Source organism: Janthinobacterium sp. CG_23.4 (assembly GCF_029892305.1).
Lineage (GTDB): Bacteria > Pseudomonadota > Gammaproteobacteria > Burkholderiales > Burkholderiaceae_D > Janthinobacterium > Janthinobacterium lividum_D.
In genome coordinates this window covers 3,686,603-3,712,210 of the sequence record NZ_JARXUX010000001.1, presented here as the reverse complement: position 1 = coordinate 3,712,210, position 25,608 = coordinate 3,686,603, and the positions used below count along the sequence as shown (strand labels likewise).

The 25,608-nt window shown below is 61.8% G+C and carries 24 protein-coding genes; 18 read left to right on the top strand and 6 right to left on the bottom strand.

The genetic code is table 11. The annotated features are described in order from the left end of the window. Positions 1-35: 35 nt before the first annotated feature. Both chrA and H4V96_RS16630 read right to left on the bottom strand, forming a co-directional pair. Positions 36-1,367: a chromate efflux transporter gene (gene chrA / locus H4V96_RS16635; protein ID WP_010400831.1), complete on the bottom strand. Its 1,332-nt coding sequence runs from the start codon at positions 1,365-1,367 to the stop codon at positions 36-38. Positions 1,368-1,460: 93 nt separating this feature from the next. Continuing rightward, positions 1,461-4,652, bottom strand: a complete 3,192-nt coding sequence (locus tag H4V96_RS16630; RefSeq protein ID WP_196854743.1) for an Rne/Rng family ribonuclease — start codon at positions 4,650-4,652, stop codon at positions 1,461-1,463. Positions 4,653-5,349: 697 nt separating this feature from the next. On the opposite strand from H4V96_RS16630, the gene H4V96_RS16625 reads away from it, so the two are divergent. The 4 genes from H4V96_RS16625 to H4V96_RS16610 all read left to right on the top strand — a co-directional run bounded on the left by H4V96_RS16625 (position 5,350) and on the right by H4V96_RS16610 (position 8,512). Then, positions 5,350-6,345, top strand: coding sequence for an RluA family pseudouridine synthase (locus H4V96_RS16625; RefSeq protein ID WP_043462609.1), 996 nt, complete (start codon positions 5,350-5,352; stop codon positions 6,343-6,345). Between the two features lie 90 nt (positions 6,346-6,435). After that, positions 6,436-7,095 (top strand): HAD-IIIA family hydrolase, encoded by a 660-nt coding sequence (locus tag H4V96_RS16620; protein WP_196854744.1) that lies wholly within the window; start codon positions 6,436-6,438, stop codon positions 7,093-7,095. Then, positions 7,092-7,469, top strand: coding sequence for a Rieske 2Fe-2S domain-containing protein (locus H4V96_RS16615; protein WP_196854745.1), 378 nt, complete (start codon positions 7,092-7,094; stop codon positions 7,467-7,469). The genes H4V96_RS16620 and H4V96_RS16615 overlap by 4 nt, the downstream gene beginning before the upstream one ends. 41 nt (positions 7,470-7,510) lie before the next feature. Beyond that, on the top strand, positions 7,511-8,512 hold the full coding sequence (locus tag H4V96_RS16610; RefSeq protein ID WP_010400821.1) for a S49 family peptidase: 1,002 nt from the start codon (positions 7,511-7,513) through the stop codon (positions 8,510-8,512). Positions 8,513-9,032: 520 nt separating this feature from the next. Here the strand turns inward: H4V96_RS16610 and H4V96_RS16605 are convergent. Beyond that, complete coding sequence (locus H4V96_RS16605) at positions 9,033-9,473, bottom strand: hypothetical protein (RefSeq protein ID WP_196854746.1); 441 nt, start codon at positions 9,471-9,473, stop codon at positions 9,033-9,035. A 257-nt stretch (positions 9,474-9,730) separates the two neighbouring features. Between H4V96_RS16605 and H4V96_RS16600 the strand changes: the two genes are divergently transcribed. The 10 genes from H4V96_RS16600 to H4V96_RS16555 all read left to right on the top strand — a co-directional run bounded on the left by H4V96_RS16600 (position 9,731) and on the right by H4V96_RS16555 (position 20,446). After that, positions 9,731-10,441 carry a 16S rRNA pseudouridine(516) synthase gene (locus H4V96_RS16600; RefSeq protein WP_010400819.1) on the top strand — a complete coding sequence of 237 codons (711 nt, stop codon included), beginning with the start codon at positions 9,731-9,733 and terminating at the stop codon, positions 10,439-10,441. A gap of 213 nt (positions 10,442-10,654) precedes the next feature. Beyond that, positions 10,655-11,653: a fumarylacetoacetate hydrolase family protein gene (locus tag H4V96_RS16595; RefSeq protein ID WP_196854747.1), complete on the top strand. Its 999-nt coding sequence runs from the start codon at positions 10,655-10,657 to the stop codon at positions 11,651-11,653. Between the two features lie 170 nt (positions 11,654-11,823). Beyond that, entirely contained in the window at positions 11,824-13,008 is a 1,185-nt protein-coding gene (gene flhB / locus H4V96_RS16590) for a flagellar biosynthesis protein FlhB (protein ID WP_010400814.1), read from the top strand. After that, a complete protein-coding gene (gene flhA, locus H4V96_RS16585; protein ID WP_070346409.1) occupies positions 13,005-15,101 on the top strand; it encodes a flagellar biosynthesis protein FlhA in 2,097 nt (698 codons plus the stop codon). The genes flhB and flhA overlap by 4 nt, the downstream gene beginning before the upstream one ends. 419 nt (positions 15,102-15,520) lie before the next feature. After that, the gene (flhF, locus tag H4V96_RS16580) at positions 15,521-16,849 is read left to right on the top strand and encodes a flagellar biosynthesis protein FlhF (RefSeq protein WP_010400809.1); all 1,329 of its coding nucleotides are present in this window, start codon (positions 15,521-15,523) and stop codon (positions 16,847-16,849) included. Next, positions 16,842-17,705 (top strand): antiactivator of flagellar biosynthesis FleN protein, encoded by an 864-nt coding sequence (locus H4V96_RS16575; protein ID WP_043462625.1) that lies wholly within the window; start codon positions 16,842-16,844, stop codon positions 17,703-17,705. The genes flhF and H4V96_RS16575 overlap by 8 nt, the downstream gene beginning before the upstream one ends. A 44-nt stretch (positions 17,706-17,749) precedes the next feature. Further along, a complete protein-coding gene (locus H4V96_RS16570) occupies positions 17,750-18,481 on the top strand; it encodes an RNA polymerase sigma factor FliA (protein ID WP_010400804.1) in 732 nt (243 codons plus the stop codon). Further along, the gene (locus H4V96_RS16565) at positions 18,463-19,209 is read left to right on the top strand and encodes a flagellar motor protein (RefSeq protein ID WP_070346410.1); all 747 of its coding nucleotides are present in this window, start codon (positions 18,463-18,465) and stop codon (positions 19,207-19,209) included. The genes H4V96_RS16570 and H4V96_RS16565 overlap by 19 nt, the downstream gene beginning before the upstream one ends. Before the next feature lie 5 nt (positions 19,210-19,214). Continuing rightward, positions 19,215-20,003 carry a flagellar motor protein MotD gene (gene motD / locus H4V96_RS16560; protein WP_280721192.1) on the top strand — a complete coding sequence of 263 codons (789 nt, stop codon included), beginning with the start codon at positions 19,215-19,217 and terminating at the stop codon, positions 20,001-20,003. A gap of 80 nt (positions 20,004-20,083) precedes the next feature. Next, positions 20,084-20,446, top strand: a complete 363-nt coding sequence (locus tag H4V96_RS16555) for a translation initiation factor Sui1 (protein ID WP_196854749.1) — start codon at positions 20,084-20,086, stop codon at positions 20,444-20,446. 190 nt (positions 20,447-20,636) lie between these two features. Here H4V96_RS16555 and H4V96_RS16550 read toward each other — a convergent pair whose 3' ends face one another. From H4V96_RS16550 to flgA, 3 genes are all read right to left on the bottom strand, one after another. Continuing rightward, positions 20,637-21,104: a flagellar protein FlgN gene (locus tag H4V96_RS16550; RefSeq protein ID WP_010400799.1), complete on the bottom strand. Its 468-nt coding sequence runs from the start codon at positions 21,102-21,104 to the stop codon at positions 20,637-20,639. An 8-nt stretch (positions 21,105-21,112) separates the two neighbouring features. Continuing rightward, entirely contained in the window at positions 21,113-21,421 is a 309-nt protein-coding gene (flgM, locus tag H4V96_RS16545; RefSeq protein WP_280721058.1) for a flagellar biosynthesis anti-sigma factor FlgM, read from the bottom strand. 121 nt (positions 21,422-21,542) lie between these two features. Continuing rightward, entirely contained in the window at positions 21,543-22,238 is a 696-nt protein-coding gene (flgA, locus tag H4V96_RS16540) for a flagellar basal body P-ring formation chaperone FlgA (protein WP_010400796.1), read from the bottom strand. Positions 22,239-22,429: 191 nt separating this feature from the next. Between flgA and flgB the strand changes: the two genes are divergently transcribed. From flgB to H4V96_RS16520, 4 genes are read left to right on the top strand one after another with little or no spacing between them, the layout of a single operon-like run. Next, complete coding sequence (flgB, locus tag H4V96_RS16535) at positions 22,430-22,882, top strand: flagellar basal body rod protein FlgB (protein WP_196854752.1); 453 nt, start codon at positions 22,430-22,432, stop codon at positions 22,880-22,882. A gap of 2 nt (positions 22,883-22,884) precedes the next feature. Next, positions 22,885-23,286, top strand: a complete 402-nt coding sequence (flgC, locus tag H4V96_RS16530; protein WP_196854753.1) for a flagellar basal body rod protein FlgC — start codon at positions 22,885-22,887, stop codon at positions 23,284-23,286. Positions 23,287-23,301: 15 nt separating this feature from the next. After that, on the top strand, positions 23,302-24,000 hold the full coding sequence (locus H4V96_RS16525; RefSeq protein WP_010400790.1) for a flagellar hook assembly protein FlgD: 699 nt from the start codon (positions 23,302-23,304) through the stop codon (positions 23,998-24,000). Between the two features lie 54 nt (positions 24,001-24,054). Then, the gene (locus H4V96_RS16520; RefSeq protein ID WP_070346411.1) at positions 24,055-25,602 is read left to right on the top strand and encodes a flagellar hook protein FlgE; all 1,548 of its coding nucleotides are present in this window, start codon (positions 24,055-24,057) and stop codon (positions 25,600-25,602) included. The last annotated feature ends 6 nt before the right edge of the window (positions 25,603-25,608 follow it).

Sequence of the window (25,608 nt, the reverse complement as noted above, 5' to 3'; positions counted from 1 at the left end):
AAAGGTAATGCCAAACGTAAAGTCGGTTAAGGCAGCTACGATAGCACGAGGCCGAAGATGGCACAGGCGAGCAGCAATTTGATGCTGCCAATTTGATACTTGAGCAGCGCCACGCCGGCCGCCAGCGCGATGGCGATGGCCAGCATGTCCCAGTGTGGCAGTGTATTTGCTTGCCAAAAGACATGGCGGCCAAAAAACAGGCCCAGGCTGGCAATGACGCCCACCACGGCCGCCGAAATGGCCGTCAGGGGCGCACTCAGGCGCAGGTTGCCGCGTGACGCTTCGAGCAGCGGCGCGCCACCCAGGATGAAGATGAACGAGGGCAGGAAGGTGAACCAGCTGGCGACAAGCGCACCGCATACGCCCGCCAGCCACAGATGTTCCCCTGCCACGGCGTGGCTCCAGCCGCCCACAAAGCCGATGAAAGCGACGATCATGATCAGCGGACCGGGCGTGGTTTCGCCCAGCGCCAGGCCATCCATCATCTGCGCGTTGCTGATCCAGTGGTAATGCTCGACGGCGCCCTGCACCAGGTAGGGCAGCACGGCATACGCGCCGCCGAAGGTCAGCAGGGCGGCCTTGCTGAAAAACACGCCCATCTGCGCCAGCGGCTGCTCGCGTCCGCCCAGCAGGGCCAGACCCAGCCAGCTGGTGAAAGCCAGCGCCAGACCCAGCGCGCACGTGACCAGCAGGCGCGGCCAACTGAAACGCGCATGCAGCGGCGTGGGCGTGTCGTCATCGATCAGGGCCGCGCCAAAGCGGGCTGCGCTGTCATGCGGCGTAGCGCCGGCATGGAAGTGGGCCGGTAAGTAGCGCCCGCCCGCCATGCCCAGCAGGGCTGCGGCGAACACAATTAGCGGAAATGGCAGCCGCAGCAGGGCGATGGCGATGAATGCACTGGCCGCAATGGCTAGCAGGGCGGGGCTGCGCAAGGTGCGCCGGCCCAGGCGCCAAGCGGCCGCCAGCACGATGGCGACGACGGCCGGCTTGATGCCGTACAGGATGCCGGCGATGGCGGCCACGTGGCCATATGCCATGTAGAGCCAGGACAGGACGATCAGCACCCCCAGCGAGGGCAGCAGGAATAGCAGGCCCGCCACCAAGGCGCCGCGCGTGCGGTGCATCAGCCAGCCGATGTAGATGGCCAGCTGGGTCGCTTCCGGTCCTGGCAGCAGCATGCAGTAATTGAGGGCGTGCAGGAAACGCTGCTCGGAAATCCAGCGCCGCTTTTCCACCAGCTCGGCATGCATCATGGCGATTTGCCCGGCCGGACCGCCAAAGCTGACGCAGCCCAGCTTGAGCCAGTACCAGAACGCGCTGCGCAGGCTGACGGGGGCGGGGCGGGGAAGCTTGCTATCGTTGTGCATGGCGGCTCGCTGGCAAAGCGCGTGGACTTGACAAAAAAAGGGGGAGCCTGAGCTCCCCCTTTCATCATTGGCGGCTGGGCGAACCCGGCGCGCTTACGGACGTTGCGTGTTGACCTGGACCAACGGCTCATCCGATTGCGGCGGCAGTGGCTTGCGTTCGCGTGGCTTGCGCACCGGGGCGACTGCCTTGGCGGCCGCTTCCTGCGCCAGGCGCAGTTTTTCCGGATCGGTGGCAGCCAGGGTCAGGCCGGCCGAACCGAGCACCGCGCTCAAGTCCAGCGGCGCGGTGACTGGTGCGGCAACTGGTGCAGCAGCGACAGGAGCGGCCACAGGCGCTGGCGTTGGAGCAGGAGCAGGAGCAGGAGCAGGAGCAGCTTCGGCGACCACCGGGGCCGCTTCCACCACAAGCGGCGCCACTTCGACTACTGGCGCTGCTTGCGCCACGGCGACGGTTTCCGCGACAGCAGGCGTTTCCACCACTGGCGCGGCTTCGACGATGACTTCCGCTGGTGCTGGCTCAGCTTGCACTTTCTCGGCAAAGCTGTACTCGGCCGCTGGTGCCGGTTCGGCGGCGGCTGGCTCAGCTTGCGCTACAGCGACGACGGCTACGGCTACGGCTACGGCAGGTGCTGCCGGCACGATCACTGCAGCCATAGCCACGGGTGCAGCGTCAGCGGCAGGAGCGGCTTCTTCCACCTTGGCAATGTCCACGACCTTGCTCACTTCAGTCACCTCGGCCACGTCCGCGACAGCAGCTTCGACTGGCGCTGCAGCGACGGCGACGACAGTGGCGCTAGGCACCACGGCAACCGGGGCTGCATCAGCGACGACGACGGTGCCAGCTTCCGGCGCCGGAGCGACCGTGAAGCTGATCACGGGCGCGTCCTGGCCATCATTGTCGCCATTTTCCGACTCAATCAGCTCGCCCGTTTCGCGGTCGCGGCGGTTGCGGTTGCGGCCACCACGACGACGACGGCGGCGCGGTTCTTCGCCTTCCACGTCGCTTTCCATCTCTTCGCCTTCAGGACCGGCATTCGCCGGGGCTTTCAGCAAGTTCGCCGGTGCGGCGTCGGATTCCGGGCCAGCGGACGCTACGACGACGTTGATGGCGCTGGCGCCTGCCAGGGCCAGTTCGTCAGCTTTCACTTCAGCAACAACAGCCTTGTCGGCGCGTGGCTCGCGGCCTTCGCGTGGCTGGCGTGGCGGACGTTCGGCACGTTCCGGGCGTTCGGCGCGCTCTTGACGTTCCGCGCGCTCTGGACGTTCGGCGCGCTCTGGACGTTCACCGCGCTCGCGTGGTGCCGCCGTTGCATCGCCAGCCTCGCGCACTTCACGCGGTTCGCGTGGCGGACGCGGTGGACGTGGCGGACGGGCCGCCTTTTCCAGTGCTTCGGCTTCCTTGGCCGCATCGTCTTGGACCGGACGGCCCTGGCCCGGTTCGCGTTCTTCGCGGCCAGGCTTGCCATTGCGGCCACGGCCACGCGGGCCACGGCTGTTGCGGTCGCCACGCTCGGCGCCGGCCGGCTTGGCTGGGGTGATCGCGGCAGGTGCCGCTACCACCGGTGCCGGTGCGCCTGTGAAGAAGCTGATGATCTTGGCGAGCAGGCCTTGCGGCGCGGCTGGTGCCGCCACCGGAGCTGGTTTCGCTTCGACGGGCTTGCGCTCGACCAGCGGTGCCGGCTGGTCAGGCGTGATCGTCTTGACGACGGCTTCCTGGCGCGGCTTGGCTTCTTCCTTCTGGCGCTTGCTGTAAGCCATGTCGGTTTCCGCGTTTTCGGCCAGGTTGTAGCTGGCCTGGCTGTCTTCCAGACGCGGATCGTCGTGCTTGATGCGTTCGAGCTTGTAGTGCGGCGTTTCCAGGTGCTTGTTCGGGATCAGGATCACGGCGATGCGGTGGCGGTTCTCGATTTTCAGTACTTCGCCGCGCTTTTCGTTGAGCAGGAAAGCGCCCACGTCGACGGGCACTTGCACGTGGATGGTGGCCGAGTTTTCCTTCATCGCTTCTTCCTGGATGATGCGCAGCACCTGCAGGGCGGACGATTCGGTATCGCGGATGTGGCCGGTGCCGGAGCAGCGCGGGCAAGTCACGTGCGAGCCTTCGGACAGCGAAGGGCGCAGGCGCTGGCGCGACAATTCCATCAGGCCGAAACGGGAAATTTTGCCCATTTGTACACGTGCACGGTCATGGTGCAGCGCATCTTTCAGGCGCTGTTCTACTTCGCGCTGATTTTTTGCCACTTCCATGTCGATGAAGTCGATGACGATCAAGCCACCCAAGTCGCGCAGGCGCAGCTGGCGGGCTACTTCTTCGGCCGCTTCGCAGTTGGTGTTGAAGGCGGTCGTCTCGATGTCCGAGCCGCGCGTGGCGCGGGCCGAGTTGACGTCGACGGACACCAGCGCTTCGGTATGGTCGATCACGATGGCGCCGCCTGATGGCAGCGGCACGGTGCGGCTGTACGCCGTTTCAATCTGGTGTTCGATCTGGAAGCGCGAGAACAGCGGCACGTCGTCGCTGTAGCGTTTTACGCGGTGCACCATGTCGGGCATCACGTGGCTCATGAACTGGTGCGCCTGGTCGTAGATCTCGTCGGTGTCGATCAGGATCTCGCCGATGTCGGGCTGGAAGTAGTCGCGGATGGCGCGGATCACGAGCGAGGATTCCTGGTAAATCAGGAAAGCGCCATTGGCCGACTTGCCAGCGCCTTCGATGGCGCGCCACAGTTGCATCAGGTAATTCAAGTCCCACTGCAGTTCATCGACGTTGCGGCCGATGCCGGCGGTGCGGGCAATGACGGACATGCCAGCAGGCAAGTCCAGTTTATCCATGGTTTCGCGCAATTCCTGGCGCTCTTCACCTTCCACGCGGCGCGATACGCCACCGCCACGCGGGTTGTTCGGCATCAAGACCAGGTAACGGCCGGCCAGCGAAACGAAGGAGGTCAGCGCAGCGCCCTTGTTGCCGCGCTCTTCCTTTTCCACCTGGACCATGATTTCCTGGCCTTCGCGCAGCGCTTCCTTGACGGAAGCGTTACGCACATCGACGCCTTCGCGGAAATACGTGCGCGCAACTTCCTTGAAAGGCAGGAAGCCGTGGCGGTCTTCACCATAGCTGACGAAGCACGCTTCGAGCGAAGGCTCGATGCGCGTGATCACGCCCTTGTAGATGTTCGATTTGCGCTGTTCGCGCCCGGCTGTCTCGATATCGATGTCGATCAGTTTCTGTCCGTCGACAATCGCTACGCGCAGTTCTTCTTGCTGCGTGGCATTAAACAACATGCGTTTCATTTTTATAACTCCGCGACCCGTAGGCCATCTCAAGGCCGCTTCCTGGGAAGCGGCGAAAGTACAGGGATATATGCGAGAACGGGAGTGTTGGCGGGGGAAATGCCTAGGCGTGCGGAGCAACAACGCGTACGAGGTATACGTTACGGCCGCAACAGGCGCGGTGAGGTCAATCGTCATGCCGAGTGCACAGGACACCTGCAACTCATCTGAAACAGCCCGGATGAGAATGAACTGCATCGGGGGCAGAGAATGCAAGTGGTCAGCAAATTCAGAGCCAAAATCGTTAGCCGGCTCATTACAGGGATCGCGATGGCGAGGCTTGGCCTCAGCCTATCATCGACAACCCTCAGTATTTGGCCACATACGGGGTTTGGCGAAAACGGCAAGCGTTATCAACTTCATCAACCCGCGAGCCCGACTCGATAAGTCGCGCTAACGGGTACTTATCCTTATAATCCCACACTCACTTCTGCATCTCCACGCCTTATCCGATTACAACTACGGTGCAACCTTGATTCGCGCGGCGATGGTGCATATACATTTTTTTCCACCGAATTTGCAATTTGGCGAGGCCGGTGGAGACGCCCCTGTGTAAAATGTGCTTTTATTCTTACACTCGCAGCAGCCAGGGCCGCAGCAAAAACAATTATATATTCAAAATGAAGGACTTAGAGAGATTTCTGGGAAGACATAGTAAATGAAGAGTCAAAATGATGTTGTTCCCCCTTCAACACCCCCGGTTCAGCCGCAAGCCCAATTCGTAACGATCGCCGAGGAAGAAGCAGGCCAGCGCATCGACAACTACTTATTAAGAGTGTGCAAGGGAGTGCCTAAAAGCCACATCTACCGGATCTTGCGATCGGGAGAAGTGCGGGTTAATAAAGGCCGTATCGATCAGTTGTACCGCCTCGCCGCTGGCGACGTGGTGCGCATTCCACCGGTGCGCGTGGCCGAAAAGGCGCCCACGGGCGCGCCGGCCGCCGAATTCAAGATCATCTTCGAAGATGCGCAACTGCTGGTCATCGACAAGCCGGCCGGCGTGGCCGTGCATGGCGGCTCGGGCGTCTCGTTCGGCGTGATCGAGCAATTGCGCGCTTCGCGTCCAGACGCCAAGTTCCTGGAATTGGTGCACCGTCTGGACCGCGACACGTCCGGCTTGTTGTTGCTGGCAAAGAAACGCACTGCGCTGACGAATTTGCATGAACAGATGCGTGACGGCGTCACGGACAAGCGCTATCTGGTGCTGGTCGCTGGCGACTGGAAGAATGCGCGTCAGCATATCAAGCTGCCGCTGCATAAATATACGACGGCCGAAGGCGAGCGCCGGGTGGCCGTGCAGGCCGATGGCCTGGCTTCGCACACGGTGTTCTCACTGTTGCATAAATATCACAACTTCGCCTTGCTGGAAGCGGAACTGAAGACCGGACGCACGCACCAAATCCGCGTGCACCTGTCTTCGTCCGGCTTCCCCATCGCCGGCGACGATAAATATGGCGACTTTGCCCTCAACCGTGCCTTGTTGAAAGCCGATAGCACGCGCGGTGCCCTGAAGCGCATGTTCTTGCACGCGCACCAGATCACGTTTACGCATCCGGAGACGGGCAAGGCGATGACCCTGAACGCGCCGCTGGCTGCCGAATGTGAGCGTTTCTTGGTAAGCTTGGGCAAACCATTGGCCGTTGCCGCACGCTAAATAGTTATCGCGTGCGCGCGACACGACTCAACAGGCAGTCAGTCGCCATCATTCATTCTCAAGGAGCCGGCGGCTTTGCCGCCGGGAAATATGGCAAGAAAGCAATTTGATCTGATCGTCTTCGATTGGGACGGTACGCTGATAGACAGTACCTCGACCATCGTCAAGTGCATCCAGGCGTCGGCCAAAGACCTGGGCTTGCCAATTCCCACCGATTTGCTGGCCTCGCATGTGATCGGCCTGGGCTTGCAGGAAGCCATGCGGCTGGTGATGCCCGACGTCGAGCCGAAATACCATGTGCGCATGGCGGAGCGTTACCGCTATCACTATCTGTCGCGCGACCATGAGCTGACCCTGTTTCCCGGTGTGCAAGAAATGCTGCAGGAACTCTCGCAGCAAGCGTACTTTCTGGCCGTCGCCACGGGCAAGAGCCGTGTCGGCCTGAACCGTTCGCTCAATGCCGTCAAGCTGCTGTCGCTGTTCGATGCGACGCGCTGCGCCGATGAAACGTTCTCCAAGCCCCACCCGGCCATGCTGCAGGAGTTGACGCGCGAACTGGGGCAGGATATGCGTCGCACAGTGATGATCGGCGACACCAGTCATGATTTGTTGATGGCAAGTAATGCCGGCGCGGCCGGTATTGCCGTAGAGTATGGTGCGCATCCGGTGGAGCAGTTGCAGGTTTGCAATCCTCTGTATTCGGCCGCGACGGTGGCCGATCTGCACCAATGGCTGAGCGAGCACGCATGATGACCGATGTTGCGCAAGTATTCATCTGTGCCGCCGACGCGCTGGCCGAGGGGGGCAAGGGCGTGCGCTTTGCCGTTTCGGCCGGTGGCGAAGCGGGCACCGGCTTTGTCGTGCGCCACGGCGGCAAGGCGTATGGCTACCTGAACCGCTGCGCCCACGTGCCGATCGAACTGGACTGGGCCGAAGGCGAGTTTTTCGAATCGAGCGGCTTGTACCTGATGTGTTCGACGCATGGCGCCATCTATGTGCCGGAGAGTGGCTACTGCGCGGGCGGTCCCTGCAAGGGCGGCCGCTTGCGTTCGATTGCCGTGACCGAGCGCGACGGGCAACTGTACTGGCAGCCCGATGAGTATGTTCAGCCGCTGTCGGTCTGAAGCCGGATCCAGGAATGATTGCAATTTAAACAAAGTGAACCATGAGCGATAACACGAATGACACGGCGGGCAGCAGCGCGCCCGCAGCCGGCCAGCTTGCCCCTGCCGGTAACTGGGAGCGCGATGTGCTGGAAAAGCTGGTATTTGCCACCTTGCAAGAGCAACGTGCACACCGCCGCTGGAGCATCTTTTTCAAGGTCTTCAGCCTGCTGATCGTGCTGTTCGCCCTATGGGTGTTTTATGACTACAACACGGCCGACGACAGCCAGACCCTGGGGCGCCACACGGCCCTGATCGACATCAGCGGCGCCATCGAGTCCGAAGGCAGTGGCTCGGCCGCCGTCGTCATCCCCGCGCTGGACAAGGCGTTTTCCGACGCCGGCTCCGTGGCCGTCGTGCTGCATATGAATAGTCCGGGCGGCAGTCCCGTGCAGGCCGGCATGATCGTCGACGAGATGCAGCGCCTGCGCAAGGGCTATCCGGACAAGCCCTTGTATGTGGTGGTCGATGAAATGTGTGCCTCGGGCGGCTATTACATCGCTGCCGCCGCCGACCGCATCTATGTCAACAAGGCCAGCGTGGTCGGTTCCATCGGCGTGCTGATGGATGGCTTCGGCTTTACGGGCGTGATGGAAAAAGTGGGCGTCGAGCGGCGCCTGCTGACGGCGGGAGAGAACAAGGCTTTCATGGACCCGTACAGTCCCTTGAGCGACAAACACAAGGCGTATGCGCAAGGCATGCTCAATGAAATCCACCAGCAATTCATCGACGTGGTGCGCACGGGGCGGGGCAAGCGCCTGAAGGAAACGGCCGATACCTTCTCCGGCCTGTACTGGACGGGTGCGAAAGCCGTGGAAATGGGCCTGGCCGACGATTTTGGCACGGTCGACAGCGTGGCGCGCGATATCATCAAGGCGGAAGACATCGTCGACTACACGCAACATGAAGGTTTACCGGAACGGGTGCTGAAGAAATTTGGCGCTGCCATGGGCGCCGGCGCCATGAAGGCGGCCGTGCAGCAGTCGCAACCGTCGTTACGCTGATGACGGCAGTACTGCATGACACGCGAGTCAGCCGAGAATAATTTTTAGTAAAGTGGTAGTTTGGCTTGAAAAACGCGCTGCTTGGGCTATATTGAAAGTGTAGTTCTTTTCAAGGAGGGGCGATATATCAACTATGTTGTCAGTACTAACTTGATTGGCAGGTCTTGGAACTACTCGCCGCATCGCAGATGTGGTTTTGAGTGAATTCACATTCCTCACTAAAGTCCCGTTGGGGCTTGGAACGGCGGCGCAATGCCGTCGTTTCCTTTTGTGCGTGTTGTGCGCGATGGCGATGGCGGGGGCTGGCGTCGCGGCCGGTGGCTGCGCGGTCCGGGCTGGCTGGCAAGGCAGGCAAAGCAGGCAAGGCAAGGCAAGGCAAGGTAAGGTGAGGCAAGGCAAGGCAACGTAAGGTGAGGCAAGACAAGGCAAAGCAACGTAAGGCAAGGTGAGGCAAGGCAACGTAAGGTGAGGCAAGGCAGGCATGCGGGGGCTGGGCATGGCCGGTCTTATGGCGGCGCGCTCAGGCGGCGCAGTTGTTGCAGTGCTCGGGCACGGGGGCTTCGGTCGCTGGCCGCATCGTCGTTGTGCCAGTGCCAGAGTTATTGCTGGTGCCGCTACTATCGCTCGTGCCGGTGTCGGGCGGCGTGTGCGCCATGGCGGGTGTGTTCAGCTTGCCGGCTGCGGCATGCATATCGGTATCCGCATCCGCATCCGCACGCATCCCCACAACCGCGTGCGCAAAACCGCCCAGTTCGAGCCAGCGCATGAAATGGCATTGCGCCTCGGCATGCCAGTGCGTCTGGCTCGCTGGCAACGGCGGCGCGTCCGTATCGGCCGCAGGGGCGTTGCGCCAGCGCGCCACGCCAAGCTGAACCCTGTGCATGGCCGCCTGTCTCGCAGCGATGTGCTGGCGCATGTCGGTGATGCTGCCTCGTAAGGCGATGGTATCGGTCTGCTTCATACGATGTCCTTATGCTGTTTGGCCACTGCCACAATTCCTAAACGACATTAGGCGGATTCCTAATGGAATTTCAGTTTATCAATGCGATATTCCGAGCGCTTGACATATCTCAAAGGAATGGGCCGTCCATATCGAAATCTCACCTTGTGCTTTGTCGTATCTGTGCGTGTGCAAGTCGGGCGCGCGCTGCGCTGTCAGGCGCAGACGTCGCGCGTCGCTGCTTCACGCTGCCAGCCGCTTCTGGTAAAGTCACGCCCATGAGTAAATTATCCCTAGACCGCATCCTGCAATCGCAGGGTTTTGGCACCCGTAAATATTGTCGTTCCCTTATCGAGGATGGCGATGTCGTCATCGATGGCGTCACCCAGACCAATTACCGCACCACCGTCGAGACCGAAGGCCTGGTGCTGCATGTTTTTGAAGAAGAGTGGGTCTACCGCGCGCAACTGTACCTGGCGCTGAACAAGCCCGCCAACTTCGAATGCTCGCGCAAGCCCAGCCATCACCCTGGCGTGCTGACCTTGCTGCCGGAACAGTTTACCTGGCGCGAAGTCCAGCCCGTCGGCCGGCTCGACCACGATACGACCGGTATGCTGCTGATGTCTGACGATGGCGCATTTATCCATGCACAATCGTCGCCGAAGCGTCACGTTCCCAAGATTTACCAGGCGACCACGCAAGAACCCGTGAGCGATGAACTGGTGGCGCAGCTCTTGGCTGGCGTGCAACTGCACGACGAGCCATCCCCGCTGGCCGCCCTGGTCTGCGTCCAGCGCGGACCATTCCAGCTCGAAATCGTGCTTGAGCAAGGCAAATACCACCAGGTCAAGCGCATGCTGGTCGCCGCCGGCAACCATTGCAACGCGCTGCACCGTTCCGCCATCGGTAGCCTGACGCTGGAGTCGCTGGGCATCGCCGAAGGCGAATGGTGCTATCTGACGCCAGAGCAGATCGCGCTGCTGGCGTAATAACACCAGGCCAAACCTACTGCGCGTCGTGCTTTGCAGCCTGTGATGCTCACCGTGCTTTAGCACGGCTGCGCTTCTCGGCCGCAAATCACTGCCGCTCGCTACGGTTTTGTCTGGTGTTGCACCTCTCTTCTTGATCGCCAAATATCGGTATTTCCCGGCTTTTTGGCGTTTTTAGCCTCCATTGCCTGCATTTGACGAAGTTTTCCCTACATGAAATTAGCTACCCTGAAGGATGGCACGCGCGATGGCCAGCTCGCTGTCGTCTCGCGCGACCTGAAAACGGCCCATCTGGCCGATGGTATTGCCTCTACCTTGCAAAAGGCGCTCGACGACTGGAGTTTCATCGCGCCACAGCTCGATTTGCTGTACCAAACCATCAATAGCGGTCGTGGCCATCGCGCCTTCGAGTTTGATTCCGCCAATTGCATGGCGCCCTTGCCGCGCAGCAGCCTGCGCGTCGCTGGTGCATCCTACCTGCAGCAGATCGAGCGCGCCTGCAAGGCTGCGGGCGTTGACGTGCCCGCCAACTTGCGCGAGGCGCCGCGCCTGTACCAGGGCGCCAGCGACGATTTCCGCGGCGCCCACGACGATATCAGCGTGGCGCACGAGCAGTGGGGCATCGATTACGAGGCCGGCATCGCCGCCATCACGGACGATGTCTTCATGGGCTCCACGCCGGACCAGGCACACTTGAACATCAAGCTGTTGATGCTGGTCAACGACATTACCCTGCGCAAGTTGGTGCCTGGCGAACAGGCCAGTGGCTATGGCTTGCTGCAGGCGAAGCCGGCCATGGCGTGCTCTCCTGTCGCCATCACGCCGGACGAACTGGGCGATGCCTGGCGCGGCGGCAAGGTGCATTACGCGCTACGCTGCAGCCTGAATGGCAAATTGACGGGCCAGCCGCAGGCGGGCGCCGACATGACCTTCAATTACCCGCAATTGCTCGCGCACTTGTGTCAGACGCGCAACGCGCGCGCCGGTAGCGTGGTCAGCGCGGGCGGTGTTGCCAACAAGGAAGTCAAGAAGGGATTTTCGAGTATTTTTGAGCGACGTAACCAGGAGATGATTGCCGATGGTGTTGCCAGTACGCCCTATTTGCTGTTCGGCGATGTGCTTCGATTGGATATGCAGGGGGATGACGGGAAATCGCTGTTTGGTGCCATCGAACAGACTGTCAAACAGGCGCAAGCAAGCAAAAGCCGTTAGGCTACCTCTGGAATGGGCGCCTGCGGCGCCTTGTTTTCTATAGGCAAAGGAAAAGCAGGGGATTAGCCCTCCTTTTCCCTCGATGAGATTGACGCACTTGAATCGATAATGTGTCATGCCCAGTCCGTATTGTGCCTAACCAGGCTGCAGGACTTCACCGGAGTTGATTGATGTCGGATGACAGCGACGCAGAAAAGACCGAAGCCGCGTCACCGAAGCGCCTCGAGCAGGCGCGTGAGGAAGGCGACGTTCCGCGATCGCGTGAAGTGGCAACGTTTACGGTGCTGATGGCGTCCGGCTGCTGCCTGTGGTTTGCCGGCGACGCCATCGTGCGCCGTCTGACGGCCGTCATGGTGTCTGGCTTGACCCTGGAGCGCGAGCAAATCCTCAATCCCGATGCGATGATGCTGCGCATCGGCTACGACGTGGGCTCGGTCTTGCTGACTTGCCTGCCGTACGCGCTGGCCATCATGCTCGTCGCCCTGGCCTCGCCCGTGCTGGTGGGCGGTTGGCTGTTCAGTTCCAAGGCATTCGCCCCCAATTTTGGCAAGCTCAACCCGATTCGCGGCCTGGGCAATATGTTTTCGAAGAATGCGCTGGTGGAATTGCTCAAGGCCGTTGCCAAGACCATCGTCGTCGGTGTCGTTGCCTGGATGGTGATGCAGCACCAGAAAGATGCCGTGCTGGGCCTGTCGGTCGAATCCTTGCGTTCCGGTTCGGCCCATCTGATCAGCCTGCTGATCACGGCTTTTTTGCTGATCGTCGGCGCGCTCGGCCTGATCGCCGCCATCGACGGTCCGTACCAGATGTGGCACTACGCCAACAAGATGAAAATGTCCTTGCAGGAAGTCAAGCAAGAGGCCAAGGAGTCGGACGGCAATCCGCAGATCAAGGCCAAGATTCGCCAGATGCAGCATGAAATGTCACGCCGCCGCATGATGGCCGACGTACCCACCGCCGATGTGGTGGTGACCAACCCTACTCACTACGCTGTAGCCTTGAAGTATGGCGAGAATTCGCGCGGCGCGCCGCAGGTGGTGGCCAAGGGTATCGACGAGGTGGCCGCGAAGATACGTGAGCTGGCCGGCGAACACAAGGTCGCCATCCTGGAAGCGCCGGCCCTGGCGCGTGCGCTGTATCAGCACACGGACATCGGCGACGAGATTCCCGAGGCGCTGTATGGCGCCGTGGCCGAAGTGCTGGCATATGTGTTCCAGCTGCGCAGCTACGGCAGTGGCCATGGCCAGCGCCCGGACAAGCCGAAAAAACTCGACGTGCCGCCCGAGCTCGATCCGCTCGATCCCGCATCGCAGGCCAAAACCGCAGCAGACAAGAATAAAGGAAGTACACCATGAACGGCCTGAGATTGCCAGCCTGGCTCAGCGGAATGGGGGGCAACGCCAGCAAGGGCATCGCCGCGCCTATCATCATCATCATGCTGTTGTCGATGATGGTGCTGCCATTGCCGGCCTTCATTCTCGACATTTTCTTCAGTTTCAATATCGCGCTGTCCATCATCGTGCTGCTGACGGCGCTGTACACGGTCAAGCCGCTCGACTTCATGGCGTTTCCGACCATCTTGCTGGTGTCGACCATGCTGCGCCTGTCGCTCAACGTGGCCTCCACGCGCGTGGTGCTGACGGAAGGCCATACGGGCGCCGATGCGGCCGGTAAGGTGATTGAAGCGTTCGGTCACTTCCTGATCGGTGGCAACTACACGGTCGGTATCGTGGTGTTCATCATTTTGACGATCATCAACTTTACCGTGGTGACCAAGGGTGCCGGGCGTATCGCCGAGGTGGGTGCCCGTTTCGCGCTGGACGCCATGCCCGGTAAGCAGATGGCCATCGATGCCGACTTGAACGCCGGCCTGATCGGCGAAGATGAAGCGCGCCGCCGCCGCACGGAAGTGGCGCAGGAAGCGGAATTCTATGGCGCCATGGACGGTGCCAGCAAATACGTGCGCGGCGACGCCATCGCCGGCATCATGGTCACCGTCATCAATATCGTCGGCGGCCTGCTGGTAGGCTTGCTGCAGCACGACATGGGCTTTGCTGATGCGCTCAAGAACTACACCCTGCTGGCCATCGGCGACGGCCTGGTGGCGCAGATTCCGTCGCTGATCATTTCCACGGCAGCCGGTATTGTCGTCTCGCGCGTGGCCAGTGATCAGGATATCGGCACCCAGTTGGTGGGGCAATTGTTTGCGAAACCGCAAGTGCTGTATATTACTGCGGCCATTATCGGCGGCATGGGCTTGATTCCCGGCATGCCGAACATGGTCTTTCTCTTGCTGGCGTCATTGCTGGGCGGTTCCGCGTATTTGATCAGCAAGAAGCGCCTGCAGGAAAAAGCGGCGGCCGAGAGGCCGGCCGAAGTGCCGCAAGCGACCGTGGCACCCGAGCAGGAAGAAGCGAGCTGGCAAGACATCATGCCCGTCGATACCCTGGGCCTGGAAGTGGGCTACCGCCTGATACCCCTGGTGGACAAGACGCAGGGTGGCGAATTGCTCAAGCGCATCAAAGGCATCCGCAAGAAATTTGCCCAGGAAGTGGGCTTTCTGGCGCCGCCCGTGCATATTCGCGACAACCTGGAGTTGAAACCGTCCGCCTACCGCATCACCCTCAAGGGCGTGGAAGTGGGCGTGGGTGAGGCTTACAACGGCCAGTTCCTGGCGATCAATCCCGGCATGGCCAGCGGCACTTTACCCGGCCTGGTCACCAGCGACCCTGCGTTTGGCTTGCCCGCTACCTGGATCGACGCGAGCTTGCGCGACCAGGCGCAATCGATGGGCTACACGGTGGTCGATGCGGGCACCGTGGTGGCCACGCATTTGAATCACCTGATCACCTCGCACGCTTCCGAACTGCTGGGGCGCGCGGAAGTGCAATCGCTGCTCGATCACCTGGGCAAGGATGCGCCGCGCCTGGTGGAAGACCTGGTGCCGAAGATGCTGTCGCTGTCGGCTTTGCAAAAAGTGCTGCAAAATCTGCTGGCCGAGGGTGTGCATATCCGCGATATGCGCAGCATCATCGAAACCCTGGCCGAGCATACGGTCAATACGCAAGACCCGAACGAGCTGACGGCGCTGGTGCGCGTGGCCCTGGGCCGCGCCATCGTGCAACAACTGTTCCCTGGCGCTGCCGAACTGTCCGTGATGACCCTGGACAGCCGCCTGGAGCGCCTGCTGCTGCAAGCGATGGGCAATGGCGGCGATGGCGCCGGCATCGAGCCGGGCTTGGCCGACACCATCGCGCATCAGGCGGGCCTGGCTGCGCAGCAACAGGAAGCCTTGGGCCTGACGCCGGTGCTGCTGGTGCCGGCACCATTGCGCGCTCTGCTGTCGCGCTTTCTGCGCCGCGCCTTGCCGCAGCTGAAAGTGTTGTCGCATGCCGAAGTGCCGGAAACCAAAACCATCCGCGTCACCAGCCTGGTCGGTGCGCAATAGTTGACAGCATCGGCATCGGGGTCAGCCCCCCTCCAGCGTGAGCGCCGAGCTTTGCGTTAGCCGAATACCGGGGTCAGACCCCCTGCAGCGTTAGCGCTGAGCTTTGCGTTAGCCGAATACCGGGGTCAGACCCCCTGCAGCGTTAGCGCTGAGCTTTGCGTTAGCGTCAGTGGGGGTCTGACCCCATCCTTTGCTGAGCCCTTGCCTTTGGTCAAATAAACATCAATTTCCTGCTGGCAAACTGAATAACGGGTACTTTCCCGTCCTGTTCCTTCGATCATTTCTTCCAAGCATCGCTAATAATAGAAACTGTCCGGGTGATCTGTGTCCATGTGGAAGACAGCACCCAAGCAACAGGAGTCGATGATGGTCACACAGTTCAGCCAGTATTGCGCTACCCCCGCCCCGGGAGGCCGATCATGAATGTGAAAAAATTTACCGGTGCCTCGTCGCGCGATGCCTTGCGCAAGGTGCGTGAAGCGCTGGGCCCCGATGCCGTGATCTTGTCGAACCGCCAGGCCGATGGCGTGGTGGAAATCCTGGCGCTGGCCAATGACGATGCCGCTTCGCTGGCGTCGCCGCCGGCGGCGTCCGAAATGTCCCAGCCGCGGCCCCAGTTGCAGACCCAGTTCGCTACGCCGCAGCGTCAGCCCGCCCCGGCCCAGCGCCCGGCTGCGCCACGTCCTGCCGCACCGCGCCAAGCAGCCGGCGAGCCAGTGGACATGGCCCGCATGCAGCAGATGATGGCCAGCGCGTTGGCGCACGTGAAAGAGAACGCCGCCGCCGAGATGAGCGGCATGATGAATGAAATTCGCGCCATGCGCGGCATGATGGAAACCCAGTTGGCGGAAATTTCGTGGGGCTCGACGCAGCAGCGCGAGCCGCAAAAAGCCGTGGTGCTGCGTGAAATGCTGGCCGCCGGTTTCTCGGCCAGCCTGGCGCGCTACCTGATCGACAAGCTGCCCGCCGGCCTGGATGGCGCGCAAAGCATGCGCTGGATCAAGACCGTCCTCAGCCGCAACCTCAATACAGTCGCCAACGAAGACGCCATGCTGGAGCAGGGCGGCGTGTTTGCGCTGGTGGGCCCGACCGGTGTTGGCAAGACCACCAGCACGGCCAAGCTGGCGGCCCGCTGCGTGATGCGCCACGGCCCGGAAAAGCTGGCCCTGATCACCACCGATGCCTATCGTATCGGCGCGCATGAACAGCTGCGCATCTACGGCAAGATTCTCGGCGTGATGGTGCATTCGGTGAAGGATGAGGCGGACTTGCGCATCGCCTTGAAGGAATTGAAAAACAAGCACACGGTGCTGATCGATACGGTGGGCGTGAGCCAGCGCGACCAGATGGTGACCGAACAGGTGGCCATGCTGTCTGGCGCCGGCGCCGACGTGAAACGCCTGCTGTGCCTGAACTCCACGGCCACGCAGGAAACCTTGAACGAAGTGGTGCGCGCCTACCAGGGCAGCGGCCTGGCTGGCTGCATCATGACCAAGCTCGATGAAGCGGCCTCGATCGGCAATGTGCTCGACGTGGTGATCCGCCAGAAACTGAACCTGTTTTATGTGTCGAATGGCCAGCGCGTGCCGGAAGACTTGTACCTGGCCGACCGTGGCTACCTGATCGACCGCGCTTTCAAGCTCAAGCGTGATGCCGCGGCGACGCAGTTTTCCGATGCCGAACTGCCGCTGTTGATGGCACAGGCGGCATCGCGCAACAATGAAGCGCGCGGGGTGCACCTTGGCTAATTTTGATTTCGACCAGGCCGAAGGCTTGCGCCGCATGTTGGCCGGCCCGCAGCCGCGCGTCATGACGTTCTTGTCGGCCACGCCGCAAGACGACAAGGGCGCCATGCTGGTCAACCTTGGGGCCTCGCTGGTGTACGGCGGCAATGACGTGCTGCTGCTCGACGCCAGCGGCGGCAGCGACGGCGTCGCTGCCCGCCTGGGACTGGCGCACGGCGCCAGCCTGCGCGACGTGGCACGCCAGCAGTGCGCCTTGAACCAGGTCATCCATCAAGTGCCGCAAGGCTTCGGCGTGGCCAGCCTGGGCGCGCGCAACCATCTGATGGATAGCTTGGACTATGCTGGCGAGGAAGAACTGCGCCGCCTAGGCAAGACCTTCGAGGTGCTGGCGCGCCAGAGCGGCATCGTGCTGGTCGACGGCGTCATGGCCGACGCGGGCGACTGCTTCCCCGTGCCGCTGATGGCCTCATCCGACATCGTGGTGCAGGTCTCGACCAGCGCCACCTCGATCAAGGCCGCTTACTGCCTCATCAAGCGCCTGAGCCAGGAACTGGGACGGCGTCCGTTTGGCATTCTTGTTACCGGCGCTTCCGAATCTGAGGCAAAAGTGGTGTACGATAATATGGCGCAGGCGGCGAGCCGTTATCTGGCCGTGAAATTGACCTCGATGGGGTCGGTGCCTGCCGACGAGTATCTACACCGCGCGGCGCGTCTGGGACGCAGCGTGGTCGATGCCTTTCCATTGGCGGGGGCCTCGGTGGCGTTTCGCGGACTGGCCGAGCGGCTGGCCCGTTCGGCGGCGCCAGTGCTCGGCGGCACCTTGTACCAGACGGGAAGCCTGCACCAGTTCAGCGCCTGATTCCATTATCAGCACTCGATAGCAGTTAAAACAATAAGCAGCCTATGTACACGGTCAAAGGGAAATCGAACAAGGACTATTTGCTGACGGAGCATATTCCGTTGGTAAAGCGTCTGGCGCACCATATGAAGGCGAAATTGCCGCCTTCGGTCGAGGTCGATGACCTGATCCAGGCCGGCATGATCGGCCTGCTCGACGCTATCAGTCGCTACGAAGAGACGCATGGCGCGCAGTTCGAGACGTATGCCGTGCTGCGCATCCGAGGTGCCATGCTCGACGAATTGCGCACCAGCGACTGGCTGCCGCGCAGCATGCGCCAGAACATGCGCAAGATCGAAGAGGCGATGAGTACCTTGCAGCAGCGCCTCGGTCATCCGCCGACCGAGTCGGAAGTGGCCAAGCTGCTCAAAATGTCGCTCGCCGACTACCAGGAAATGCTGGGCGATGGCGGTGGGCACCAGTTGGTGTACTACGAAGACTTTCATGACCCGGACGGCAATGACAGCTTCCTTGACCGCCATTGCGTGGACGAGGATAGCGATCCTTTGCGTTCCCTGCTCGATACCGATTTCCGGCAATCCGTGATCGATGCCATCGACGCGCTGCCGCCACGCGAGAAAATACTCATGGGCCTGTATTACGAAGAAGAGCTGAACCTGAAGGAAATCGGTGCGGTGATGGGCGTGTCCGAATCGCGCGTCTCGCAATTGCATACCCAGGCCGTCGCGCGCCTGCGCGCAACTTTGAGGGAGCAGGCGTGGACTGGTCCAGCGTAATCGGGCTGGCGCTGGCGCTGGCGGGCCTGCTGGTCGGCCAGACACTGGAAGGCGGCAAGATGGCCTCCCTGCTGCAGCCGGCCGCCTTTGCCATCGTCATCGTCGGCACCTTTGGTGCCGTGCTGCTGCAAACGCGGCTGCGTACCTTCGCGCGCGGCATGCAAATGCTGCGCTGGGTCTTCCTGCCGCCCGCCGATACGCGCGCCGCGCTGGCGCGCGATATCGGGCAATGGAGTTTGACGGCGCGTCGCGACGGCACGCTGGCGCTTGAGCGCCTGATGGAAGACACGACCGACCGCTTCAATGCCAAGGGCTTGAGGATGATCGTCGATGGCATTGCGCCCGACAAGCTGCGCCAGGTGCTCGATGTGGAAATCTCTGCCTACGAAATGGCCGAGCGCCAAGCCGTCAAGGTGTGGGAATCGGCGGCCGGCTATTCGCCCACCATCGGTATCGTGGGCGCCGTACTGGGCTTGATCCACGTCATGGAAAACCTGACCGACCCGAGCAAATTGGGCAGTGGCATTGCCGTGGCGTTTGTCTCGACCATCTACGGCGTGGGGCTGGCCAACCTGCTGTTCCTGCCGGTGGCGAATAAACTCAAGGCCATCGTGTCGCGCCGCGTGCTGCAGTACGAGATCACGGCCGCCGTGCTGTACGACATCGCCACGGGCGACCATACGCGCATCATCGAAGAGCGCGTGGCCAGCCTGCTGCACGAGCACTGAGCATGATGCGGCGCGCGCGCAGGAAGTATGACGAGGAAGCGGATAACCAGGACCGCTGGCTGATTTCGTACGCCGACTTCATTACCTTGCTGTTCGCCTTTTTCGTTGTCATGTATGCGATTTCGCAAGTCAACGAAGGTAAGTACCGCGTCTTCCAGAATGCCATCGGCGAGGCCTTCAGCCTGGAAAAGGGCGCGCCGCCCATTATCATGGAAGCGCCGCAAGCCATCGCGCTGCCGAACCCCGCCCTGAAACGCCGCGCCGAAGCCATCCGCCGCGAGCGCGAACACATGACGCGCCTGGCGCAGGACCTCACATCGACGCTGGCGCCGCTGGTCAAGGAAGGCAAAGTGAGGGTCACGCAGACGAGCCGCGGCGTGAGCGTGGAAATCAACGCCAGCGTGCTGTTCGATCCGGGCGCTGCCGGCTTGACGACGGAGTCGGACCAGGCCTTGCGCGCCGTGGCCGTGCTGCTCAAGGACGATACGCACGACGTGCAGGTGGAAGGGCATACGGATGTACAGCCGATCAGCAATTCAAATTTTGCCTCGAACTGGGAATTGTCGGCCGCGCGCGCCAGCGCCGTGGTGCGCCTGTTCATCGCCAGCGGTGTGCAAGCGTCGCGCCTGTCGGCCGTGGGGCACGCCGACAACATCCCCGTGGCGCCAAACGCCACGCCGGAAGGACGCACGCGCAACCGCAGGGTCGCCGTGACGATCCTCTCCGGCATCCCCGAGACGGTGATGGAGGTGCCGACGGCGCCGGTATCGCCAGCGCCGGCACCGGCCAACTGACTGGCGGGGTCAGCCCCGTCGGCTCTGACCCCGGTATTGCTTGGTACAATCGCGGCCTTCTCCCTTATTCTCTCTCCATCATGAAAAGCAGTTCCGCAGGCGCTCTTGTATATTCCACCGAAACGGGCCGCATGTGCCCCGCATGCCGCCAGCCGCTGGCGCAATGCGCATGCAAGGCGCAAGCCAAGGCGGTGCTGGCGGGCGATGGCGTGGTGCGCGTGTCGCGCCAGACCAAGGGGCGCGGCGGCAAGAGCGTCACCGTAGTGAAAGGCTTGGCGCTCGACGCCATCGCGCTGGCCCTGCTGGGCAAGCAGTTGCGCACGCAGTGCGGCTCGGGCGGCACGGTCAAGGATGGCGTGATCGAAGTGCAGGGCGACCATGTCGATACCATCGTGGCCGCGCTGGCCAAGCTGGGCCACCAGCCTAAAAAGGCTGGCGCTTAGCTTTGACGTGCGCGCATGCGCGTGGGCTAACGTCCCGACGATCCGCTGGTCCAGCGGCGAAGGGGCAGGTCATCGCAGCGAAATGTCGCCAGCATGAATGTCGCCAGCATGCGCGGCCTGCTGCGCATGGTTGACGCTGCAAGGCTGCTGCGTCTTGGTGTGATGGTGTGATGGTGTGGCGTTGGGACAGTTAGCCGATGACGACGCGTCGGCTGGCCGTGTTCGTCATCGCTTGGCCGCTGGGGCCGTAGAAATTGCCACTCTGGGCCGTGGGGCGCATGGCGTTCAGGGCGCCTTGCGTATGCAGCATGTGCCTGTTGACCAGCAGGCTGTTCAGCCGGTTTTGTTCCTTGGCTTCGCGCGTGATATCGAGCAGGGCTTTCCACAGGGGCGCCGCTTCGGCTTCGCTGGCACCGACCAGCCAGTCTTCCATGCCAGCTTCTGCAGCCGTGAAGCCAGCTGCCGCCAGCGCCTTGTGGCGTTGCGCCGCCAGTTGGCTCAATTGTCCTACGAGTGCCGTCTTGCGCGCCGTCAACTCCGTGATTGCATCGATGTCAGCGGCAACCAGATGCCGCTGTTCTTCTTTCATCAATGCCAGCAATGTGGTCATGAGCTGTTGCTCGTCGCGCAGGCTGGAAAACGGAGTCACTGATTGCATGAGGGAACCTATCTATTGCGTGAGTGCAGCAAGTCCTTGACTGTGTCGAGGAGACCGTCTGCCACTTTTTCAGAGTTGACCTGGAACTGGCCGTCGGCGATCGCCAGCTTGATGCGTTCGACTTTTTTCGTGTCGAACACGGTGTTGCTGCCGGCAGTTGCACTGGCCGCTAACGCCTGTCCTTGCGGCGACAGGCGTACATTGTCCGACGTCGTCGGTGTTGCCTGGGCTTTCTCGGCATTGCGGGCGCCGGAGGTACTCGCGGGCGACACCGGCAGGCCGGGATTGCTTTTAATAGTGTTGTCGGTAATTTTCACAGCGTGATCCTCGTCTGGTCGAAGTCAATAAACTCCGGGATATAGCTCTTTATCGGCACCTTCTTCCGAAACTTTAGTGCGCCAGACCAGAATATCGCTGTGCATCGCTGTTCTTCGCTGTTTAAAAGGCGACCTCCACCATGCCGCCAGCGCGCGCCACGCCGCTGATCTGCTGGCCGCTCTGCGTGCGTACTTGCACCGTCTGGCCATCGCCGGCGCTGCCGATGGCGCGTCCTTCTGATGCTACCTGAAAACCATTACCGCTCGAAACGACGCGCACCAGCTGGCCCTGCATCACCACTGGCTTGCGGCGCAGGGTGTCGAGGCGCATCGGCGTGCCTGGTGGCAAGGAAATATTCGTGCTCGCGCCCACGACCTGGGCCATGTCCGTGGCGATGCCTGCTGGCAATGCGGCCAAGTCACCCTGCATCGTCACCAGTTGGCTGGCGTCGATGGCTTGCCCTTGCGCCAGCGGCACGGCGCTGGCCACGTAATCGCCGACGACGGCTACGTTGGCTTGCAGATAAATGCTCCAGTTACTCGGTGCCGTGCAGCGCACGCCCACGGTGGTCTTGCCCCAGGCGCGGGCGCCCGGCGCCATGAATGCTTGCGGTGCGGGGCACGCCGCCAGATTCAGGCGCGGATCGACGGCGCCGACGCTGATCGTCACCTTGCCCGGCAAGCCCTTGCTTTGTACCTGCAGGAATTGTTCCACGCTGTTGCGCAGCGCTTCCGGCGTCTGCCGGCCGGCGTTTTGCGCCTGCGTCAGCGGTGGCAGGGCGGCAAGAGCGAGTAAGAGTGCAAGCGGTGTTTTCATGGTGATAGGCCTCTGGAATAGTGCCATGATAGTGCGCGCCGCCCTGATCGAAGCGTCGATTAAGGGGTAAAAGTATGGTCTGATCCGGCGATGGCCTTGCCGGTGCGCGCCGTACTATGTTTCCTGTCATCACTATACCGCCATCCTTCCGCCATCTCAGGCGCCAGTGGCAGATTTTTCCGGAGCCTGACATGATAGGGAAACTCGACGATTACATGCGCTTCAACGAGACGGCGCTGAGCCTGCGCTCGACGCGCCAGGAATTGCTCGCCTCGAATATCGCCAATGCCGACACGCCCAACTACAAGGCGCGCGATGTCGATTTCGCCAGCGCCTTGAAGGGGGCGATGGCGCGCAAGGATGGCGTGCCGCCGGCCCTCAAGGGCACGGCGCCGCAGCATATGCCGGGCAAGGGCTTAGCCGCTGGCGCAGGCAGCAGCACGGGCGGCAAGGTCGGCGCGCTGGCCGACGGCACGCCGCTGCTGTACCGCGCACCGGCCCAGGGCGCCGTCGATGGCAATACGGTGGACATGGATCTCGAACGCAATGCCTTTGCCGACAACGCCATCCGCTACGAGGCAGCCGTGACGTTCCTCAACTCGCAGATCAAGGGCATGTTGACGGCCATCCAGGGAGGACAATAATTATGTCGCTGTTTAATATTTTCAATGTGTCCGGTTCGGCCATGAGCGCCCAGGCGCAGCGCCTGAACACGGTAGCCAGCAATTTGGCCAATGCCGACAGCGCCACCAGCGCCAGTGGCGAGGCTTACCGCGCCAAGCAAGTGGTGTTCGAGGCCGTGCCCATGGCCAACGGCGCCACCGCCGTCAAGGTGCAAAAGGTGATCGAAGACCCGTCGCCGATGAAGCTGGTCTACGACCCGAAGAACCCGCTGGCCGACGAGAAGGGCTACGTCACCATGCCGAACGTGAATACGGTCGACGAGATGGTCAACATGCTGTCGGCTTCGCGCTCCTACCAGACCAATGTGGAAACCATGAATGCGGCCAAGTCGCTGCTCCTGAAAACCCTTACGCTCGGCCAATAAGGCTGACTGACTATTATGGCAACCATCGATACCAGCTCTGCCACCGTCACCGACTTGATGGCGACAATGAATCCGAAGAAGACGACGGCCGCGAAGGGCAGCGTCGAGGAAGAAACGAACAAATTCCTGACGTTGCTGGTGACCCAGCTGAAAAATCAGGACCCGATGAACCCGCTGGACAATGCGCAGCTGACCAGCCAGCTGGCCCAGCTGTCGACGGTGACGGGCGTCAACAAGCTCAATACCACGCTGGAAACGCTGAAAACCAGCTACCAGCAGGCCGAATCCATGCAGGCGGCCAATATCATCGGTCATGGCGTGCTGACGGCAGGCAAGAACATCACCCTGAGCAAGAGCGCGGCCTTGCTGGGCGTGGAGTTGGCGACGCCGGCCGACAGCGTCAAGGTCCTCATTTACAACGGTGCGGGCAAGCAAGTCCATTCCATCGACCTGGGCCCGCAGGATGCGGGTACCTTGCCCTTGGGCTGGAATGGCGCCACTGCCGACCTCGACAAGGATGGCAAGCCGATCGTGCTGGCCGACGGTGCCTACACCTTCTCGGTGGAAGCAACGCGCGGCGGTAGCAAACTCACCGATGCAGCGGCGCTGATGTTCGGTTCGGTCGCCAGCGTATCGACGGGCGCCGCTGGCGTGAAATTGAATGTGCCGGGCGTGGGCAGCATCACCATGGCCGATGTGAAACAAATTTTGTAAGCCGCTCATTTGTAGCGTAGACCCTCTACACCTCATTTCTACCAGGAGAATACAATGTCTTTCCAACAAGGCCTGAGCGGCTTGAACGGCGCCGCCAAATCGCTGGACGTCATCGGCAACAACATCGCCAACTCGGCCACCGTAGGTTTCAAGCAATCGCAGGCGCAGTTCGCCGATATCTATGCCAACTCGCTGTATGGCGTGGGCGGCAACCAGCCTGGCATCGGTGTTTCCGTATCACAAGTAGCGCAGCTGTTTAACCAGGGTAACCTGGAGAGTTCGTCCAATCCGCTCGACATCGCCATCAATGGCGGCGGTTTCTTCCGCACCAGTGTCAACGGCACCATCCAGTATTCGCGCAACGGCCAGTTCCAGGTCGACAAGAGCGGCTTCATCATCAATGCACAGAAAGCCCAGCTGACCGGCTATCCGGCCGATGTGAACGGCAAGATCTTAGCTGGCGCCACCGTGCCCCTGCAGATCGACCCGGCCGACATGGCGCCGCAGGCGACCAGCAAGGTCGATACCCAGGTCAACCTCGATTCCAATTCGGAGATGCCGACCGTGGTGCCGTTCAGCGTGAGCGAGCAGAAATCGTGGACCAAGCAGTTCCCCGTGCCGGTCTTCGATTCGCTCGGCAATTCGCACACCATGTCCAATTTCTACGTCAAGACCGGCACCAATTCCTGGGATGTCTACACAGCCACTGACGGCATGGAAATCACCAGCGCGAAAGTGGCGTCGACGGCGCAGACCGATGCCGCCTCGCTCGCTGCGCGCGCCGCCTATCAGGCCGCCGCCACGGCCGTGCCGCTGGTGCCGGCCAATATCACGGCTGCCGCCGTCGCCTATGGCAACGCCGCCGGCGCTGCCGTGCGCGCCGCAGCCGCCACGGCCGGCGCCAGCCCTGCCCAGCTGGCCGCCATCAGCGCCACCTATGGCAGCGCCGTGCCCAACGGCATCAATTCGAGCCTGACGCCAGATCAGATCGACAGTAATATCGCTAAGGTGACGCAAGTGCCCGCCGTGAGGTCGGCTTCGCTGGTGTTCAACAGCGTCGGCAGCCTGGACAAGGCAGCCATGCTGGCCCTGACGCCGCCGCAAACCTTGCCGGTGACGGTCAACCTGCCTGTGTTCCCCGCCACAGGCGCGAACTCGAACCTGGCGATCAAGGTCGACTTCAGCAATTCCACCCAGCTCAGTTCGTCCACCAGCGAAAAGCGGACCGTGGCCGATGGCTATGCGGCTGGCCAGTTGAGCCGTTTCGTCGTGGGCACCGATGGCGTGATCCAGGGCCAGTACAACAATGGCAAGACGCGTGACCTGGGGCAGGTGGTGCTGACCAAGTTTGCCAATCCGAATGGCCTTGAGCCGCTGGGCAACAATGCCTGGGCGGAAAGCTCGACCTCGGGCAGCCCCATGACGGGCGAGCCGAGCTCGGGTGGCCTGGGTGACTTGCGCGCCTCGTCGGTGGAAGTGTCGAACGTGGACTTGACGGCCGAACTGGTCAACATGATCACTGCCCAGCGCGCCTACCAGGCGAACGCGCAGACCATCAAGACGCAGGATTCGGTCTTGCAAACACTCGTCAACCTGCGTTAAGTGTAA